At 35.6% G+C, this 17,771-nt stretch carries 14 protein-coding genes and 2 pseudogenes; 5 read left to right on the forward strand and 11 right to left on the reverse strand.

Annotated elements, in window-relative coordinates; all coding sequences use genetic code 11:
- Positions 1-272: 272 nt before the first annotated feature.
- The 4 genes from xylE to xylA all read right to left on the reverse strand — a co-directional run bounded on the left by xylE (position 273) and on the right by xylA (position 5,890).
- Entirely contained in the window at positions 273-1,694 is a 1,422-nt protein-coding gene (gene xylE, locus QFZ73_RS02325) for a D-xylose transporter XylE (RefSeq protein ID WP_251428173.1), read from the reverse strand.
- A 204-nt stretch (positions 1,695-1,898) separates the two neighbouring features.
- Positions 1,899-2,945 (reverse strand): aldose epimerase family protein, encoded by a 1,047-nt coding sequence (locus tag QFZ73_RS02330; protein ID WP_307262485.1) that lies wholly within the window; start codon positions 2,943-2,945, stop codon positions 1,899-1,901.
- 48 nt (positions 2,946-2,993) lie between these two features.
- Entirely contained in the window at positions 2,994-4,496 is a 1,503-nt protein-coding gene (gene xylB / locus QFZ73_RS02335; RefSeq protein ID WP_307262488.1) for a xylulokinase, read from the reverse strand.
- 56 nt (positions 4,497-4,552) lie between these two features.
- A complete protein-coding gene (gene xylA, locus QFZ73_RS02340) occupies positions 4,553-5,890 on the reverse strand; it encodes a xylose isomerase (RefSeq protein ID WP_307262492.1) in 1,338 nt (445 codons plus the stop codon).
- Between the two features lie 240 nt (positions 5,891-6,130).
- On the opposite strand from xylA, the gene xylR reads away from it, so the two are divergent.
- A complete protein-coding gene (gene xylR / locus QFZ73_RS02345) occupies positions 6,131-7,285 on the forward strand; it encodes a transcriptional repressor XylR (RefSeq protein WP_307272535.1) in 1,155 nt (384 codons plus the stop codon).
- 108 nt (positions 7,286-7,393) lie between these two features.
- Here the strand turns inward: xylR and QFZ73_RS02350 are convergent, their stop codons facing one another.
- Positions 7,394-7,516, reverse strand: coding sequence for a hypothetical protein (locus tag QFZ73_RS02350; protein WP_285846936.1), 123 nt, complete (start codon positions 7,514-7,516; stop codon positions 7,394-7,396).
- Positions 7,517-7,832: 316 nt separating this feature from the next.
- On the opposite strand from QFZ73_RS02350, the gene QFZ73_RS02355 reads away from it, so the two are divergent.
- On the forward strand, positions 7,833-8,240 hold the full coding sequence (locus tag QFZ73_RS02355; RefSeq protein WP_251428162.1) for a DoxX family protein: 408 nt from the start codon (positions 7,833-7,835) through the stop codon (positions 8,238-8,240).
- A gap of 116 nt (positions 8,241-8,356) precedes the next feature.
- On the opposite strand, the gene QFZ73_RS02360 is transcribed toward QFZ73_RS02355, so the two are convergent.
- From QFZ73_RS02360 to QFZ73_RS02390, 5 genes and pseudogenes are all read right to left on the reverse strand, one after another.
- Complete coding sequence (locus QFZ73_RS02360; RefSeq protein WP_307262502.1) at positions 8,357-8,992, reverse strand: class D sortase; 636 nt, start codon at positions 8,990-8,992, stop codon at positions 8,357-8,359.
- Position 8,993: 1 nt separating this feature from the next.
- Complete coding sequence (locus tag QFZ73_RS02365; RefSeq protein WP_307262505.1) at positions 8,994-10,403, reverse strand: processed acidic surface protein; 1,410 nt, start codon at positions 10,401-10,403, stop codon at positions 8,994-8,996.
- 1,787 nt (positions 10,404-12,190) lie between these two features.
- Positions 12,191-13,039 (reverse strand): sulfite oxidase, encoded by an 849-nt coding sequence (locus tag QFZ73_RS02375; protein ID WP_307272538.1) that lies wholly within the window; start codon positions 13,037-13,039, stop codon positions 12,191-12,193.
- A 3-nt stretch (positions 13,040-13,042) separates the two neighbouring features.
- Complete coding sequence (locus tag QFZ73_RS02380; RefSeq protein ID WP_307262511.1) at positions 13,043-13,255, reverse strand: hypothetical protein; 213 nt, start codon at positions 13,253-13,255, stop codon at positions 13,043-13,045.
- A 653-nt stretch (positions 13,256-13,908) separates the two neighbouring features.
- Positions 13,909-14,784, reverse strand: a pseudogene (locus QFZ73_RS02390) (SDR family oxidoreductase).
- 256 nt (positions 14,785-15,040) lie between these two features.
- Here QFZ73_RS02390 and QFZ73_RS02395 point away from each other — a divergent pair.
- The 3 genes and pseudogenes from QFZ73_RS02395 to QFZ73_RS02405 all read left to right on the forward strand — a co-directional run bounded on the left by QFZ73_RS02395 (position 15,041) and on the right by QFZ73_RS02405 (position 16,757).
- Positions 15,041-15,407, forward strand: a pseudogene (locus tag QFZ73_RS02395) (winged helix-turn-helix transcriptional regulator).
- A 215-nt stretch (positions 15,408-15,622) separates the two neighbouring features.
- Positions 15,623-16,093 (forward strand): hypothetical protein, encoded by a 471-nt coding sequence (locus tag QFZ73_RS02400; protein WP_307262517.1) that lies wholly within the window; start codon positions 15,623-15,625, stop codon positions 16,091-16,093.
- A 211-nt stretch (positions 16,094-16,304) separates the two neighbouring features.
- Positions 16,305-16,757 carry a hypothetical protein gene (locus QFZ73_RS02405; protein WP_307262520.1) on the forward strand — a complete coding sequence of 151 codons (453 nt, stop codon included), beginning with the start codon at positions 16,305-16,307 and terminating at the stop codon, positions 16,755-16,757.
- A 436-nt stretch (positions 16,758-17,193) separates the two neighbouring features.
- On the opposite strand, the gene QFZ73_RS02410 is transcribed toward QFZ73_RS02405, so the two are convergent.
- Positions 17,194-17,508, reverse strand: a complete 315-nt coding sequence (locus QFZ73_RS02410) for an MTH1187 family thiamine-binding protein (protein WP_207440008.1) — start codon at positions 17,506-17,508, stop codon at positions 17,194-17,196.
- Positions 17,509-17,771 lie beyond the last annotated feature (263 nt).

Below are 17,771 nucleotides of genomic sequence, written 5' to 3' on the forward strand. Positions count from 1 at the left end.
TTTGGGGTCTCTCCCTTGGACACGCGTTTCCCTTAGGAGTCTCATTCCTTCCTTTCCAATCAACTGGATAGTTTTTTACTTGTTTATATGGATGAAATCCTCACTGGATTGAAGAAATTTGCTCTTTGTTGTTGTCCAACTGTCCATGCTCCGATAAAAACATCTGAAATAACAATACTTACTATCCCAACAATAAGAAAAAAATTTAATTGAGTTTTCCGTTTATATTATACCTATCCACTTATGTGTCCAGTTTAAGTGAACTTTACTATTTAAATAATTTGACTATCTTCTGAATTTTTGACATTTCTTCTCCATATATTCTCCAACTGTTCAAGAGTCTTGCCTTTGGTTTCAGGAACCATTTTCCAAACAAATAAGGCAGAAAGCACGCTCATTGAACCATAGAAACCGTATGTCAGTCCCCCACTATATTCCATCATCATAGGATATGTAGAAGAAATAAAATAGTTAGCCGCCCATTGGGCAGCTACAGCAATTGCTACAGCCCGACCTCGTATTTTATTAGGGAAAATCTCTGAAATCAGCACCCAGCAGATTGGTCCCCACGACATCATAAATGAAGCTGTATAAATAATGATAAATACAAGCGTCCCCATTCCAATAATATTAGAGAAAGCCATGCTTGCTACACCAAACATTCCAATTGCCATTCCAATAGAACCTACTATTAATAAAGGCTTTCTTCCCCATCGATCAACTGTTAAAATCGCGATAACTGTAAAGATAACATTTACCAATCCCATAATAATGGTTTGCAGCATAGAAGAATCTTTAGCTGCTCCCATGCTTTCAAAGATACGCGGAGCGTAGTATAAGGCTACATTTATACCTACAAATTGTTGAAATACAGAAAGCAGTACACCTACAATAATAACCAATTTTCCATAAGCGAATAATTTTTCAGAAGAAATATTGATAGCAGTCGTTTTTTTAATATCACCCAGAATCGCTTTCGCTTCTGAAGATCCGTTAATTTTTGTAAGGATAGCTAAAGCTTTTTGATCTTGATTCTGTATTGCCAAATAGCGAGGTGTTTCAGGAACTAAAAACAAAAGTACCGCAAAGAGTAAAGCTGGTATAGCTCCTGATGCAAACATGTATCTCCATCCTACATCATTTATCCATTCTAACGTTTCACCATTTGCAATACCCCAGTTTACAAAGTAAACGACTAACATACCAAAAATAATCATAAACTGATTAAATGATACCAATCTGCCGCGAATATCTGCCGGAGCAATTTCCCCTATATAGATTGGACAAATAGCTGACGCTAATCCAACACCAATTCCCCCTATAACTCGATAAAAGTTAAAAGCTAGCAATAAAGAAAGTGTTGGTTCACCTTTTGTAAAAAATAAAAATTCAGGATAAGAAGCACCTAATGCTGATACTATAAAAAGAATCGCTGCAAGTATAAGTGATTTTTTACGTCCTAGTCTTGATCCAAAATAGCCGGATATTAATCCTCCGATAATACATCCTATTAAAGCACTTGATACGGTGACGCCATGTGCCAAAGAGCCTAACCCTAAGCTATCGATAAAATAAACCTTTAACGATTCTTCAGCTCCAGATATTACAGCTGTATCATATCCAAACAGTAACCCTCCAATTGCTGCCACTAAGGTAATAGAAAAGATATATAATGAGTTTCGTTTTTGCTTCATGTTTTACTAAAAACAGTTAAGAATGACGGGCTGGGAGAAAGTCTATTTATTATAAAAGCGCATACTTTTGGTTGCGCTTTCAAAATTAATGGACAAGAAGGCTCTCTCTTCCCTCACCCATTCTACTAACTGCTTTTATCCTCCCTTCCATTATAGATTTTCATTTCACTAAAAAAACATTAAACCAATGCAAACCAAAGGTTCTTAACCGACGGTAAAAGTAAAACGAGTTTTAGAATGATACTCTTTATCTTTTTCTAATAAAATAGAAGGTAATTGCTGATTATGAATGGCATTTGGCGGATGTTGCGTTTCGAGACATAAGCCAAGATGCTTTTGACAAGGAATTCCTCTAATTCGAAAAGTATCTTCTAGCATATTTCCCGTATATAAAACAACATATGGCTCATCTGTTTCCACTATCATTTTCCGTCCGTTAGATGGATTAACCAAACAAATTTCTTTTTGATGATTTTCACTTAATAAGAATGGATGGTCATACCCATTTCCTACTATTTCATTTTGTTGATGTGTGGATTTTGCTCCTTCAATAATTCGCTTTCCTGTTCTAAAATCAAAAGGTGTATGTTCAGCGTCTATTAAATTGCCTGTAGGGAGTAAAGACGGATCAAGCTCTAAAAACTTTTCACTTTTCATAGTTAATTCATGCTGTAAGATATCTTCTTTTAAATTGCCACTCAGATTAAAGTAAGTATGATTGGTTAAATTTAATAACGTATTTTTATCTGAAATACCATGATAGGTTATTATAAGTTCATTATTATTGGTGAGAGTGTAATCGACACTTACCTCAAGATTTCCAGGATAACCAGCTTCTCCATCAGGACTCATATAAGTAAATGTCACACTAGCCTCATCTACACTCTCACTAGTAGAGGATTTCCAGACCACGCTATGGAATCCATCGGGTCCACCGTGTAAATGATTTCCCCCTTCATTCTCAGGGAGGTGGTATGTAAACCCTTCTACATCAACGCTTGTTGGATTAACTCTCCCTGCCACTCGCCCGATTACTGCACCAAAATAAGGGGAATAATGTAAATAATCTTCTGCAGAATCAAATCCTAACACGATATTTTCTATATTTCCTTCTTTGTCTGGTACATCGATTCTGGTAATCGTACATCCAAAATCAATACAGGTTACTTTTATGTTTTGATTGTTCATGATTGTATAAGACTTTACCATTTCTCCATTTATTTCACCGAAAATTCCCTCTTCTATTTTCATGTTAATCTCCTTTTCGAAGAAAGGGATGCATGATTCGAATGCAACCTGTTACTTTCTGCTAAATTGATTCAGCTTTTCACTTAAGTCTTTTGTTTGGGAATATACCTCTTTATATAAAGCATAAAGTTGTTGATACACTGGAACATTTCCTAAATTAGGATGATATGTTTTTGAAGAACCAATGAATAAATCTGCGCATTCTTCTAATGAGTTGTACCACCCACAGCCATAAGCGGCTAACATGGCAGCCCCTAGCGCCGGTCCTTGCTCAGTAGATAGCTTTATAATTTTTGTGTTAAAAACGTCTGCTTGAATCTGAAGCCAACTATCGTTTTTTGCTCCCCCGCCAATTGATACAATAGACGTAATATCTTTTCCATTTTCTCGAAAAATTTCAATTGATTCATTTAATGAGAAGGTAATTCCTTCAATAACTGCCCTTGTAAAATCCCTCTTTTTATGGGAAGCATCCATTCCTATAAAGCTTCCACGTATAGTTGCATCTGCATGTGGTGTTCGTTCCCCAACTAAGTATGGAGTAAATAAAAGCCCATTTGAGCCAATTGGAACATTGTTTATATCAGCCAGTAATTCTTCAAATGACTCATTTTCAGCAAAATTATCTCTAAACCAACTTAAACTGTGGCCAGCAGATAATGTAACTCCCATCGTATAAAAGGCATTTTCTTTTCCATGATTGAAATAATGCACTTTCCCACCAAAATCTCTATCATTTCGCTCCTCATAAGAAAGTACGACACCAGATGTTCCGATGCTGCATAACGTTTCTCCTGATGATAGAATGCCAGCTCCAATTGCTCCACAAGCATTATCAGCTCCACCCGCAAATACCTTAGTCGATAATGCTATCCCGGATTTTTGAGAGAATTCTTCATTTATTGTTCCCACGCATTCACTAGATTCCACTAGCGATGGGCAAATGCTGATATCAATGCCCACTAATTGACAAAGCTCTTCGCTCCATTTTTTCTCACTCACGTTCAACAATAATGTACCGGCAGCATCGGAATATTCACTATGAATCGAGCCAGTCATTTTGAAGCGTAAATAGTCTTTAGGCAGCATAAATACAGCTGCTTGATCAAATATTTCTGGTTCATGCTCTTTAACCCATAGCAGCTTAGGTAGTGTAAACCCTTCCAAAGCTTGATTTTTTGTTATTTCTAAAAGACGCTTTTCACCAATCATTTCATATAGCTGATGACATTGTGCTGTCGTCCTTGTATCGTTCCATAAAATAGAATGACGTAAAAGATTATGATTCTTATCCAACAGTACTAGACCGTGCATTTGTCCAGAATAACTAATTCCTTCTATATCTTCTGGTCTTACATCGGATTTGGAGATTAACTCATTTAAAGCACGAGCAGTCTGCTGAATCCACTCCTCTGGATTTTGTTCACTATATCCTGTTTTTTCATGCAGAAGAGGGTAATTTTTAGAAGTTTCTGCACAGATCTCACCTTTTGTATTAACTAAAACAGTTTTGACAGCGCTCGTTCCTAGATCAATTCCAATAATATATTTCATCTTGATTCCTCCACTTTTATAAAAGAGAGCAGAAATTGTTTCTACTCTCTGTTATATTAAACTTCTAAAATATATTGATTTAAGATGGCTTTTAATCGTTCCTGTCTTCCTGACTTATTCGTAATGTATGGATTTTGTAATGCATACTGCTCCAGTGTATGGAAGCTGGCTCTTCCTTCAACAATCTCAAGACCAATTCCTTCTTTGAAACTGCTGTAGCGTTCATCAATGATGTTTTCAAGAACACGATCTTCTAATAATTTATGAGCCACTTTTAAACCTCTAGCGAACGCATCCATCCCTGCCACATGAGCATATACTAAATCTTCTTGTTCAAAAGAACCTCTGCGCACTTTAGCATCAAAATTTAATCCTCCACTACCTAATCCTCCATTTTGCAGGATCTCATACATTGCTAAAGTTGTAGAATATAAATCTGTTGGGAACTCATCGGTATCCCATCCTAAAAGAGGATCACCTTGGTTTGCATCCACTGATCCTAAGAAGCCCTGAACTCTGGCTACACGTAATTCATGTTCAAACGTATGCCCGGCTAGAGTAGCATGGTTAGCTTCAAGGTTTAGTTTAAAATGTTTATCTAATCCGTATTGTCTTAGGAACGAAATGGTCGTAGCTGCATCGGTATCATACTGATGCGTTGTTGGTTCCTTTGGTTTTGGCTCAATTAAGAATAGACCTGTAAATCCAATTTCCTTAGCATAATCTACAGCCATATGCATAAATCTAGCCAAGTTATCTAACTCTAACTTTAAATTTGTATTGAGCAGTGTTTCATAACCTTCACGGCCGCCCCAGAACACATAGTTTTCTGCTCCCAATTCTTTTGCCGTTTCGAGCCCTTTCTTTACTTGAGCTGCTGCATAAGCAAATACATCTGCATTACAAGAAGTAGCTGCACCGTGAACGAAGCGAGGATTTGTAAACATATTAGCTGTGTTCCACAATAACTTTACGTTACTTGTTTTCATATACTCTTGAATCATGCTAACGATTACATCAAGATTTTTATTCGTTTCTTTTAATGTGATCCCTTCTGGTGCGATGTCTCGGTCATGAAACGCAAAGAAAGGAACCTCTAATTTTTCAAAAAGTTGAAAAGCTGCCTCTACTCTAGCTTTTGCTAAGTCCATTCCATCATATTTATTCCATGATCTTTGCATCGTAGCTGCACCAAAAGGATCTGTCCCATCAGCTGTAAATGTATGCCAGTAAGCAACTGAGAAACGTAATTGTTCCTTCATTGTTTTACCACCAACTACTTCTTCTGGGTTGTAGTATTTAAAAGCAAAAGGATTTTTAGAATCTTTTCCCTCATAAGAGACTTTGTTTACGCTTTCAAAATAATTAATTTTATTAGTATCAGTTTGAATCATGTGTTACTTCCCCCTTTAATTAAAGTGAAAAACTCCCCATTAATATTTTTAAAAGTATTATTCCGGGAAGTTTGTTGCACCAATAAACTAACTTCATTTCATGATATACAAAATAAATATTTATTTCAATGTTTTTTTTAGAAAATTTAGTTATAATATGAAATATACAATTTCCATACTGGATTTTAATTGCAAATAAAAAAACACTTAGTTCAATGGTAAAACAAAGGAGCGATTATCATTCCGATAGCAGATCAAGCTTTAGTAAAGAAAATGAATCAAAAGTTGATATTAAATGAAATTTTAAAAAATTCTCCAATCTCAAGAGCAACCCTTTCTGAGATTACAGGGTTAAATAAATCCACTGTTTCTTCCCAAGTAAATACATTACTTGAAAAAGATTTCATTTTTGAAATTGGAGCAGGACAATCTAGAGGTGGCAGAAGACCTGTGATGCTTATTTTCAATAAAAATGCAGGCTATTCAATTGGCATCGATATAGGTGTTGATTACCTCAATGGAATTCTAACCGATTTAGAAGGCAACATTATCCTTGAGAAGGCTTCTGACTTGTCTAGTCCTTCAGCTGGTGAAGTGAAAGAAATTCTGTTTGCACTTATTCATGATTTTATAAGTCATATGCCCGACTCTCCTTACGGTCTGGTGGGAATAGGTATTTGTGTACCAGGTCTTGTGGATAGCAATCAAAAAATTATTTTTATGCCCAACTTGGATTGGTATATTGAAGATTTGCAACTCTTAATTGAAAGCGAGTTCAATGTACCTGTTTTTGTTGAAAATGAGGCTAATGCTGGCGCATGCGGTGAAAAAGTGTTTGGGGTTACTAAAAACTTTGAAAACATCATTTACATCAGTATTAACGTAGGTATTGGAGTCGGGATTATTATCAATAATGAATTATATAAAGGAGTAAATGGCTTTTCTGGAGAAATGGGTCATATGACGATAGACTTTAACGGCCCCAAATGCAGCTGTGGGAACCGAGGCTGCTGGGAATTATATGCTTCAGAAAAAGCATTACTGGATTCTTTTTCTATAGACGAAAAGAATATGTTACGAAAAGAAATTGTTGAACGTGCAAATAAAAATGATGTGGCCGTCTTGAATGCACTCCAGAACTTTGGCTTCTACGTCAGTATTGGCTTAACTAATATTCTCAATACATTTGACGCACAGGCTATTATTCTGAGAAATAACATTATCGAATCTCACCCGATTGTGTTAAATACCATTAAGAATGAGGTTTCTTCTAGGGTACATCCTCATTTAGAAAGTACGTGTGAACTATTGCCCTCTTCATTAGGAAGAAATGCACCTGCATTAGGCGCTGTTTCAATTGTGATCGAACATTTCTTAAATGTTACTACAAGCTAATTTATATCAAAGTATAGATGATAGATGTCTGAATATCTTTCCTACGGTAACAGGAGAGGTCTTTCTCTACCCAGAGTAAGACCTCTCCTGTTAGTTTTCGTCCCTAATCTATGAAAGGATAATTGTATTAAATGAGTTAGGTTCTAAGATAAAACAATTTGTTGTAAATCCATCATTTAGAAATAGCTCTCTTTCATCCTTAATAATGAGAGATTTTTCTTTTGGCTCCATACACAGTTCCTCCGTTTTCTATATCCGCCTAAAACCTAAGAAGGGATATAATTTCTTCCATTCTTCAACAGACGAATAATAAGTACCACCACTGCTATTGGCATTGGAAAGGGAGCGGATTTCTGAAATCAACTGAATATTTTTTAAGAAAAAACTGCAGGCAAACTCGCTTTTCTTCGAGTTAGCCTACAGTCGTGGTGCGATTCTGATTAAAGAATCGCGCTGCAACTGTTGAATTTCAATAAAATAGAGTGCATTAAAAAAAGGAAAGTGGAATATGATTAAAATGTAAATCTAAGGGAGGGAATGAGAATATATGAAAAAAATAAAAATTATATATTGGATTTTCACAGGGCTTTTGGTGGCACTAATGGTTTTAGGTTCTATTCCGGATATAATGTCTGTTCCCGATGCAGTCGCTTTATTTGATCATTTAGGTTATCCCACCTACCTCCTACCCTTTATTGGGATTGCCAAGTTATTAGGTGTCGTGGCAATACTCATTCCAGGTTTTCCGAGAATTAAGGAATGGGCTTATGCCGGTTTTGTTTTTGATTTGACGGGTGCTATGTATTCAAGCATCTCAGTGGGCGACCCTGCCAGTGGATGGCTGCTTTTCATTATCGGATATATATTGATAGCCGGCTCTTATATTTACCATCATAAAATATTAAAATCCGCTATATCGAGCACTTTGAGCAATAAGGATAGCTTGACAATATAATAAATTGGCAATAATCTCGTCTCATATAAGAAGAATTGGAAATTAAAAGAGTCCCGATAAAGGTTTACCTTATCGGGACTCTTTTTTTAGAACATGTAATAAAAAGTTGCTTATTATTAACTTACTTTTTTTGAAGACAAATACGCGACAAGTATATAGCGTTCAGGTGCCGCCCCGATATAATCAAAGGGATAACAGGTACTGACGGTTAGCGTTGCCCGTGGCTTTGGTACGATTACGGTGCGATCATCCTCATCCACAATTCGAACTTTGTTGACTTTGTATGTGAACTCGCCTGCCGATGTTCTTACAATCAACAAATCTCCTTCGCCAACTTGCCCGAGTTTACGGAATACCGTATCTCTATGACCGGAAAGAACGGAATTGTCATTTTCACCTGGTAGTACACTTCCTGCAAAGTGACCAACGCCTTTTTCCAATTCATCCTCGTTCGTACCATGGAAAATAGGGAGTTTTGCTTTTAGTTTTGGTATATACAGTTCCCCGATTTCTTCGCCCGTTTTAGGGCGGACAGGATATAGCTCTTTCTTTGTTGTTTTTTTACTTATTGGTTCACTACTTGGTGGTTTCTGTCCAGTTTCATTCACTTGGCTGCTTGGAGCATGAGTCTTGTAAAGAAAGTAGCCTTTTGCAAACTTATACATATTGGATGTGGAAAACCAAACCCCAAATAAAATGATGGCAATTGTACAAGAAAGCAGAAGCAACCGCCTTTTCTTTAAATGTTTCATATTAAGCTTTCCTAATTTTTCGATACATCAAGCTTCCTAACAAGACAATGCATAGTCCTAAAAGGGCATTAGGGATATAATCGGAAGCGGTATTTGGTAGTTTAGCACCTTTTAAGGTTTGATGTTCCGATTTTGTATGAGTGCTGATCTTTTGTTTTACTGGTTTAGCAACTGGTGCCTTTTCAATGGTCTTTTTAACCTCTTTAGCAGATTCCTTTATTTGTCCGCCTGCATTAGTGAGAGTGTCAGAATCTACCATATCACCTGTTATTAAAAGATCAGCCAAGAACTTTCCGTCAGTAGAGTATATCTCTATTTTCAGGTTAGCACCTTTCAGTTCTTCCAATTTCATTAAATCCAAAAGGGATACAGGTGATTCCGAGCCACTTTTCACAAGGGAATAGGATACATTAAGCTTAAAGATCGAAAGTAATTCTTCATAGATTGATGCCATTTCAGCTATCTGTTCAGCTGTAAGCTCGGTTGCTACATCAAATTCATCGAAAGCCATCATGCGGTTGCCCAATTCTTCAAGTTGCTTGACTGTTTCCGGATTGGAAAGATGCTCTTCCAAAGACATTAAGTGGTCTTCAAGCCTCTGTAGTTCCTCTTCCGTTAAACCGAGTTCTTCCTCGAAAATAGGAAGGAGATCTCCGGCAACTTCACCATCCATCCCCCCACCAGTATGGTTCCAAACAGTTTCTTCAAGATTATCTATGTATATATAATCGTTAATGTCTTTACCATTTTCTTCCAACAATTGAAGCAACGCTTGTTTATCCAATCCATAATTCTCATTAAAATAATCTAAGTTGCTTAGGTCTGCCTTTATGACGTCACCTAAGAATTCGCTAAGCTCATCGACAGATTCGAATTCTTCCGTGCTAAAATCATAGATTTCCAATGACGCTTCGATATCTTCTTTTGTTACTTCGAAGCCTCTTTCCTTGCTAACCTTGGCTAAATAATTGACAAATTCTTTGTCAAAGTTTGGATCGCGTTCAAAATCGCCCTCTTCTGCATAGAAATAAACAGCTTCATCGAGGTCCCAGATAAAGATATAATCGTCAAGTTCTTCGCCATTTTCATGCAATAGTTTAATTAGGCTCTCATTAGTTAGATTATAATCTTCATAAATGGCATCTAAATTACTTAAATCCGCTTTAATAACTTCGCCCAACGCATCTTTAAGATCATCAATGGATTCAAAGTTTTCAATACTCTCATCGTAAAAAGAAAGAGATGTTTCAATATCATCCTTTGTCACTTCAAAACCCCTAACAAGGCTTACCTCTTTTAAATACTTTGTAAGTTCTTGCTCAAAATTTTTGCTTGGTGCTGCCGATGCTAATTGCGGGAATAAGCTAATTAACAACGTAAATGAAACTAAAATGGTCCACAGTTTTTTCATACTTTTCTCCTATTCATAACATTTCATATGTTTCTATAAAATTATAATTTAATAACAATAATTAAACAATGAAGTTATTTTTTCCAATAAGGCAAAATTGCTAATTTACTTACTTTGCTAACAAACTTTTTAACCGCATATACATCTGTTTGCGGTAATAAAGACGTATTTCTTCCTATTCAAAAGAGGGGATAAAAACTCCCGCGCTCTACATGTTCATAATATAAGTCTGTGATGTTTTTTGTAAAAAAAGTAACTTCACCGTAATGTTTATACCCATTCCAAACTAAAAAAACGCAAATCCTTACGTTTCAAGGATTTGCGTTTTGATTGATTTCATTCAATCCAGAATAGCGTTAATCTATTAAGCATTTCCGGCATTGCAAAAACACTTACGATTAAGCAAATACTATAAGGATAAACAGCTTAAAATTTAACACGTATGCTTACTACCATAAAAGACTAACTGTTTTCCTTCCTGTTCTTCCATTTTAAATCCACGCCAACCTTTTGCGATAATTCCTCGCTGGGATGCTATATCGTTCATCTCATTGGTCTGGATTTCCTGCCAGGAGATGCGTCCACTACAGACAATTCCTTCACAAATATATAACGCAATTGCCAGTCGCATTTTCCTTTTAATGCCACAATTCCCATACCTTGGGCGAACTTATCTTTTAAACTTGGAATGTTAAAAGGCGCAACTGTACAGCATACAAATCGGTAAGGCGACTCCTGCTTGTTCAACTCCTTCATGTTCATGATCAACGTTGCAAGTGTCTGTTGCAGTTTGTTCCCCTGTATGCAGGCAGTACGTTTGAAATTTCCTGATAAATAACTTCCGATAGCTCGTTTTCTATCGATCCGAAATCTCTCCCTAGATGTTCCTCATCAATAAGAGGAGCCAGCAACGCCCGGAATGCAAATGCAATTAATTCCTCACAAACGAACGCTCCAATCATGAGCCCATTTCATTAGAGAATATATTGAAACTCTTCCTTAATAAGCGGTTGAAGTACACCTTTATCGGTCAAATGGTGAACGACCTGTTCTTGAACTTGCAAAATATCGGTTAATCTCCAAAACCAATTTTCTGATCGCATAGCGTTAATGATTATTTTTATCCTTATTGATGGTACCCTCATAAATCAATTCCAAAAGTTGCTCCCCCTTTTATTGGATGACATCTTGAAGATAAAAGATTCGTCACCGCACGTCATAGCCTACAATCTATATGGAAAATTGGTCTAGCTGGCACTGAGCAAAAAGATATGGTAATAAGAAGTCTTGTTGATCGATATTTAAATTGTGTTCATGAAAAAAACTGCACCTTAAATCGTTTTGATATTAGGACTTAGGAATTTGTTTAATAAAATAAATGATCAGGTAATAAACCAAATCGGACTGGATTTAATTGAAAAAGAAGAGGATGCAAAATATCAAAAGAAGTATGCAACTTTATGGAAAAATACGTAGAGAACACCAAAGATGTATCTTTTTTATTATGCTCAACAACCGAGCGCTTTTATTAAATAAAAGGGGATTACAGTTAGACATATATAATATGTATTCTCCTTTGTTTTATGGCTTTATTAAAAACATTATCCTCGAAGAATTGCTCTGTTTTGTGCCAACCATTTGAGAAATAAACACAGTTACCACCTATAGATATCCCTGAGGATTACACTAAAAAATTTTTAATTTTTGATGAGGGGTAAACCCTCTACTACCTCATATTACTTTTACCTCTAAATATCCGCTTTCTTTTATTTTAATAAATTTCTTATTTATTCTACCTTAACTTTAATTTCATCAATGGCATTATATCCATAACCTTTTTTATTCCAAAAAGGTAAATTAGGTTGAATTTGACCAAATGAATCTATTGCTCTGGATTTAATCGTATACTCTCCTTTTTCTAATATAGTCCATTCAAATGACCAACTAACCCATCCATACCCAATATCCTTACCAGGTAATATATCAGCATTTCTCCATGTATAGCCGCCATCAATACTAATTTCCACCTTTTTAATAACCCCTTTTCCTGTCCATGCAATCCCTTTTATTAAATGCTTACCAGTATTAATAGTTTCCATATCCAGCGGTTTTTGGATAGTCGAATTGATATTTATTGTAGTGACTGGAAATGCATTTTGATCATTGTCTTTATTTGGATAATACACGTAATCAATGGTTTGAAAAGGCCCAGTGAAAGTAGTATTAATAACACTTATCTGCTTTATCCATTTAACAGATGCCATTGCATACCACTGCGGAACTATTAACCTCAGTGGATAACCATGTTTAAAAGGAACTGGCTGGTTATTATACTCATATGCAATAATTGTATCCGGATCCAGCGCTTTCTTGATAGGCAAACTCCTGGTGTAGGTGTAAACCTCATCTAGATCGGTCCTATGTCCATAATCATAACCCTCCACGACAACTTCTTTTGCCCCTCCCCCTACTCCAGATAGTTCAAGTAATGTCCGTAATGGTACACCTTTCCACCTACCTTGGCTAATAGCCCCCTTTTCCCATTGTTCTCCAAATATTTTAGGTTCGAAGAAATTACGCTTGTCTCCCGAGCATTCAAGGACAACTTCCACCGTTTTTGATGGGTATTGAAGAATGTCTTACATGGACAGTAGTAAGGGAGCTGATACTAACCCATTTATAGGAAGCCAATAGTTTGAATAAGAAAGAGTCGGATAAGAAAAGTGGTTCCTTCTATAAAATAACTGGTTTTCCATGCTATCATTATTGATGAATTGAATGGGTGTCTCCTGATTTTCCGGCAGCAAACTACGTGTCAATAAATAGGGTTTCACTTTATGAGGATTTGTCATTATTCCCTCCCAATTAAAATGAATCATTATAGATGTATATGTTCGTTACAGCGCATTTCTTCCTACACAACCTTGTTAAACATTTAATTCCAGATTGACTAATCTTATGGCAGATCCTGTTGATCATATTTGAATGGTAATTGCTGTGAATTTTCTTGGTATCTTCGATAAATTCATAATCAAACATGAAATCCAGTTCCCTTAGATCCAACCCCATTAACTAACACCCTTATTATTTTGAATATGCAACATGAAAGGTCTAGATTTATTTAATTTTAGGCCCTAGGATATTAATCCAATTGCATTTTTTAGAACTTTCGGTGCCTTTTTAATTCCTTCCGTTCCAATAAAACTGCTCGCACCCGCTATTAATATGCTTGAAGAAATGAATTTAACCACATAAAAAATTCCTGATCCAATAATTAGATCTAGGATTAAAAACCTTTTAATTGTTGAGCCTTTTATTACATAAATAACGATTTGGTTGTTTTTCTTCCTACTCAGCATTGTCACACCCTTATCTTTTTCTAAAGGGTATGACAATGAGGGGTTGTCATATTCTTCTACATCATGTCTTTCTTAATAAAACTGCTTTCTGTTAGTATCGGACTTAACAATCTTCTAAAATATGAGGAGGTCGTTTTTGGTATAACTTACTTTCCTGTTTTGATGCTTTGACTAACAATTTGGCTCAAGGCCTTATTTATTGGTGTAAAAGGGCGACAAAGTAATATTTCTAAATCGTTGCTCTCTATCTCTAATTCACCATCTCGAATGCTTTTTTGCATGTTTACGAATATGGGAAGAAAGGATTCTGGTACTCCAGCACCTTTCATAATATCGGCATAGGTAGCATCATCGACTAGTTGCACAGGTACTTCTTTACCTAACACAGTTCCAAGAGCAGATGCTAATTCCTCTTGAGTCATAAGCTTGCCGGAAAGTTCGTAAATAGTATTCTCGTGTCCATGCCCAGTTAAAACGGTTGCTGATACCTCTGCATAATCTTGTTGAAGTGCCTAACCTACTTTTCCTGTTCCTGCTGATGTAATTCAAGGTTCTCCTGCTATCGCACCATGCATACTTCCAATTTCATTTTCCAAATACCAATTGTTTCGTAAAAACGAGTATGGAATACCTGTTTTCAAAATAGCTTCTTCTCTAGCTCTATGAGCTGGGGCAAGGAATAAGTTACTTTCACTTGCATTTGTTACACTAGTATAAGCAATAAATTTAACTAGATTACGTTGAGCAGCAGCTACAACATTAGCATGCTGTCTAATTACTGTTTCATCATCCCCAACTGCAGATATAATTAAAAGCCGATCAATTCCTGAAAAAGCAGAATCTAATGTTTCTGGTTGACCAAAATCTCCATATCGAACTTCTACTCCGCGAGCTCGTAATCCTTCGGCTTTTTCTAGATTTCGAACACTAACAGCTAATTGACTTGCCGGTACAGTTTTTAATAACGTTTCTACAACTTTTGATCCTAATTTTCCTGTTGCACCAGTAACTAATATTTTCATCTTTTTTCCCCCGATTAATTTTTTCGTATTAGAAAGTCGATAATAGCAATCTTAATAATTCGATCAACAAAGTAAAAAACTTTTTAAAGTGAGTTTATTGATATTGCCCCCTTCATTTTCCAGAAATATACGTGTATTGTTGAATTATTTAGTACAGGTATATACTATATCCACAGTCACAATAATAAAGTAGGCATTTTTTTATGACATAGTCACAAAAATAGTACCATTATGAGAGAGAGGGAAATTACAATCAATGGCTCGATTTAATTTTCAAGGAGAACCGCCTCCTGAAGAACAAGAAGAAATATGCCCTTTGACATTTACTCAAAATGTAATTGCCGGAAGATGGAAAATTGTTATTTTATGGTATCTAAGTAAACAAACAAGAAGATTTAACGAACTTCAAAGGTTGTTACCGGGCATTTCAAAAGGAATATTGACAAGACATAATGAGAGAATTGGAAGAGGATGGGATTGTTCACAGAGAAGTGTATAAAGAAGTTCCTCCTAAAGTAGAATACTCGCTAACGCCTCAAGGGAAAAGCTTTATCCCAGTACTGGACATTATGGGAGAGTGGGGAAAAAAATATATGGAAAAAAACAAGTTTTGCAGGAGCTAAGTGAACAAAACTAATCCACCCAAGTTAATAAAAAAGAGCTATAGTATAAACTTGAATTATATCCCGGATAACGGACAAACATAAAAAGTGTCCCTTATCCAATTTTTTTATGTTTCGAAACGTGTAATTAGTTTGGACAGGGAATTTTAATAAAGATGGCTTTTACGTGGACCCTCCCCTATAATTAGTCTGATAATCTACATAAGGAGACAACAATGTATATTTGGAATATTAACAAACTCGTCATGGCGTTACAGGCAGGAACAATAACTGGCAAACAAAAGAAAAGATACCGGATAACTTTTTGGATACTAGTTGCTCTTACAGTGTTTTCACTGCCTGGAGTTTATACCCCTTCATCTATGAATGGATATGATGTTATTGATCTAATTTTATTTATTATTATCAATGTAATTGCCATCTATCTTTTAGTCGGTATTTATAAAAAGAGAAGTAGGCAAGAATTAGATTTCTTCTTGCCCTTTTTTGGCTTAATGATTCCACTGTTTTTACGTAACAGCTTATGGACCATACTTTTAACTATCATTGGCTCTATTTATATTGTCTTATTTGCCCCTTATCATTCACTTGAGGAAACTAATATTATCGATGTAAGTATTAATGCTATAGTCGAAATTGTCATGAACATTATGTTTGTTCATTACTTTAAGAAGATATATAACTAGCAAGCACCTATTTTGGTGCTTTTTAATTTGACTTCACAATTTCACTTCTTCCTAACAGCTTCATTCATACCTTATAGGTATCACGTTTCATTCCTATTAATTAAACAAACGAGAATCAAAAATGAAAAAATTTTGCCTCTTATCCGGTTCTTTGTACTAATCTCTTTTTCTCCTAATAAACTTAATAAACTAACTATTTAGGAGGCGTGCAATGTTTAATCAAAAACTGGATAGTAATAGTCCACTTATTTGTAAAATTAATGACGTCACTTACCAAAAGTACCATCTATTTAAGAAAGCATATGAGCGGGAAGTATTCATCATAAAAGATTACGGTGAGGACCGCGGTATCACCAATAAAAGTATTGCGTTATTCGAAGCAGTTAAAGATCATTTTGACCGTTTTAAAATTGCAAAAATTGTTAAAGAAATTAATAAAGATAATATTTTGCTGGATAGCGATCTCATCCTTATAGACAAAAAAGGAAATGAGCTACACCTATCTGGTTGTAGTTGCGGGTATCCTGGACCTGGTTCACATGGAACAGTTGAAATTTTGAATAAGGCTGGATTCGAGATAGATAGAAGGTTTGTGTTTTGTTCAAAAGGATTCACTCTTTTTCATCCAATTGAAGAAAAAGAACTTTATGGCGAACGTTTATAAGTTATCTAAAACTCACTACCTTCCTCATACTCATGCAGTTAGATAGAAGCCGGTAAAGCATGAAATATATTCAAGAGCGCTTTGACACGGTAGGCTACATACAGAAGCAGATATCTATTGCTCGCGTGTCAAAGGTACTTGAAGAATAAAGTGTAGATGTTACATGGATTATGCTCATTTAATATGGAAAGTATGAAATGAGATCAGCCAGCTGGTTCCCATGTATTATATAATAAATAAAAAAAGCCTTGGTAACTGAGAAATCAGTAGTACCAAGGCTTTAAAGCTATTAATACATTGACATTAATCCAAAAACTTTATTAATTTAATCAGTTTATAGTAAATTTTAGATATTTATTTCCCATTAAATCTCGGATAAATAACAAGTGGATTATTCCTCATCACATTCTGCGAGACCCATTACATACAGAAGCCGTTATTCCTCAAGCATGCCCTTAACTCGCTTTACTTTGTCTTCCATCCTGCGTTCTTTATCACGACGGTCATCGATCCGGATATTCGTACATACTCTAGCAAGACCTTTTTCAAAAGGTACTTCGTGCATCGCTTGGATCACTTCAAACAATTTAGGCAGGTCGCCTTCAATGATTGTATTCATGGGAGTCAGTTGAAAACGAATTTCTCCCTTATTTTCATATTGCTTTAATACTCTTTGAATATCTGCCACATAGCTGCTAACACTTGGAGTTTGTGTACCGACAGGAATAACCGTTACATCAACTATTGCCATTCTTATTCACCAATCCTTTTTATGTATTTCAATCAAGAAGCATACTGACATCTACCCTATATAGACGGCTGTTTTTACTATTATAACTTAAACTTCGCACCTATGAAATTAGATATAATCTTTGGAGCTAGTTACCTCTTTATAGTTTCTTCATTGTTACATCTTTCGTTATTAAATTTCTTCCTTACAAGAAGTGAAAAACACTCTACATTTGCTATGTGTATGTGGCAACACATGAGATGTTGTAGGAGTAAATAAATATG

Origin of the sequence: Peribacillus sp. V2I11, from assembly GCF_030817135.1 — a bacterium.
In the GTDB taxonomy this organism is placed as follows: Bacteria; Bacillota; Bacilli; order Bacillales; family DSM-1321; genus Peribacillus; species Peribacillus simplex.

Bases quoted from the DNA above. Each gene is read 5' to 3' on its own strand.
- xylE (WP_251428173.1), bottom strand. From the start codon at position 1,694: ATGAAGCAAAAACGAAACTCATTATATATCTTTTCTATTACCTTAGTG.
- QFZ73_RS02330 (WP_307262485.1), bottom strand. From the start codon at position 2,945: ATGAAAATAGAAGAGGGAATTTTCGGTGAAATAAATGGAGAAATGGTA.
- xylB (WP_307262488.1), bottom strand. From the start codon at position 4,496: ATGAAATATATTATTGGAATTGATCTAGGAACGAGCGCTGTCAAAACT.
- xylA (WP_307262492.1), bottom strand. From the start codon at position 5,890: ATGATTCAAACTGATACTAATAAAATTAATTATTTTGAAAGCGTAAAC.
- QFZ73_RS02350 (WP_285846936.1), bottom strand. From the start codon at position 7,516: ATGGAGCCAAAAGAAAAATCTCTCATTATTAAGGATGAAAGAGAGCTA.
- QFZ73_RS02355 (WP_251428162.1), top strand. From the start codon at position 7,833: ATGAAAAAAATAAAAATTATATATTGGATTTTCACAGGGCTTTTGGTG.
- QFZ73_RS02360 (WP_307262502.1), bottom strand. From the start codon at position 8,992: ATGAAACATTTAAAGAAAAGGCGGTTGCTTCTGCTTTCTTGTACAATT.
- QFZ73_RS02365 (WP_307262505.1), bottom strand. From the start codon at position 10,403: ATGAAAAAACTGTGGACCATTTTAGTTTCATTTACGTTGTTAATTAGC.
- QFZ73_RS02380 (WP_307262511.1), bottom strand. From the start codon at position 13,255: ATGACAAATCCTCATAAAGTGAAACCCTATTTATTGACACGTAGTTTG.
- QFZ73_RS02400 (WP_307262517.1), top strand. From the start codon at position 15,623: ATGTATATTTGGAATATTAACAAACTCGTCATGGCGTTACAGGCAGGA.
- QFZ73_RS02405 (WP_307262520.1), top strand. From the start codon at position 16,305: ATGTTTAATCAAAAACTGGATAGTAATAGTCCACTTATTTGTAAAATT.
- QFZ73_RS02410 (WP_207440008.1), bottom strand. From the start codon at position 17,508: ATGGCAATAGTTGATGTAACGGTTATTCCTGTCGGTACACAAACTCCA.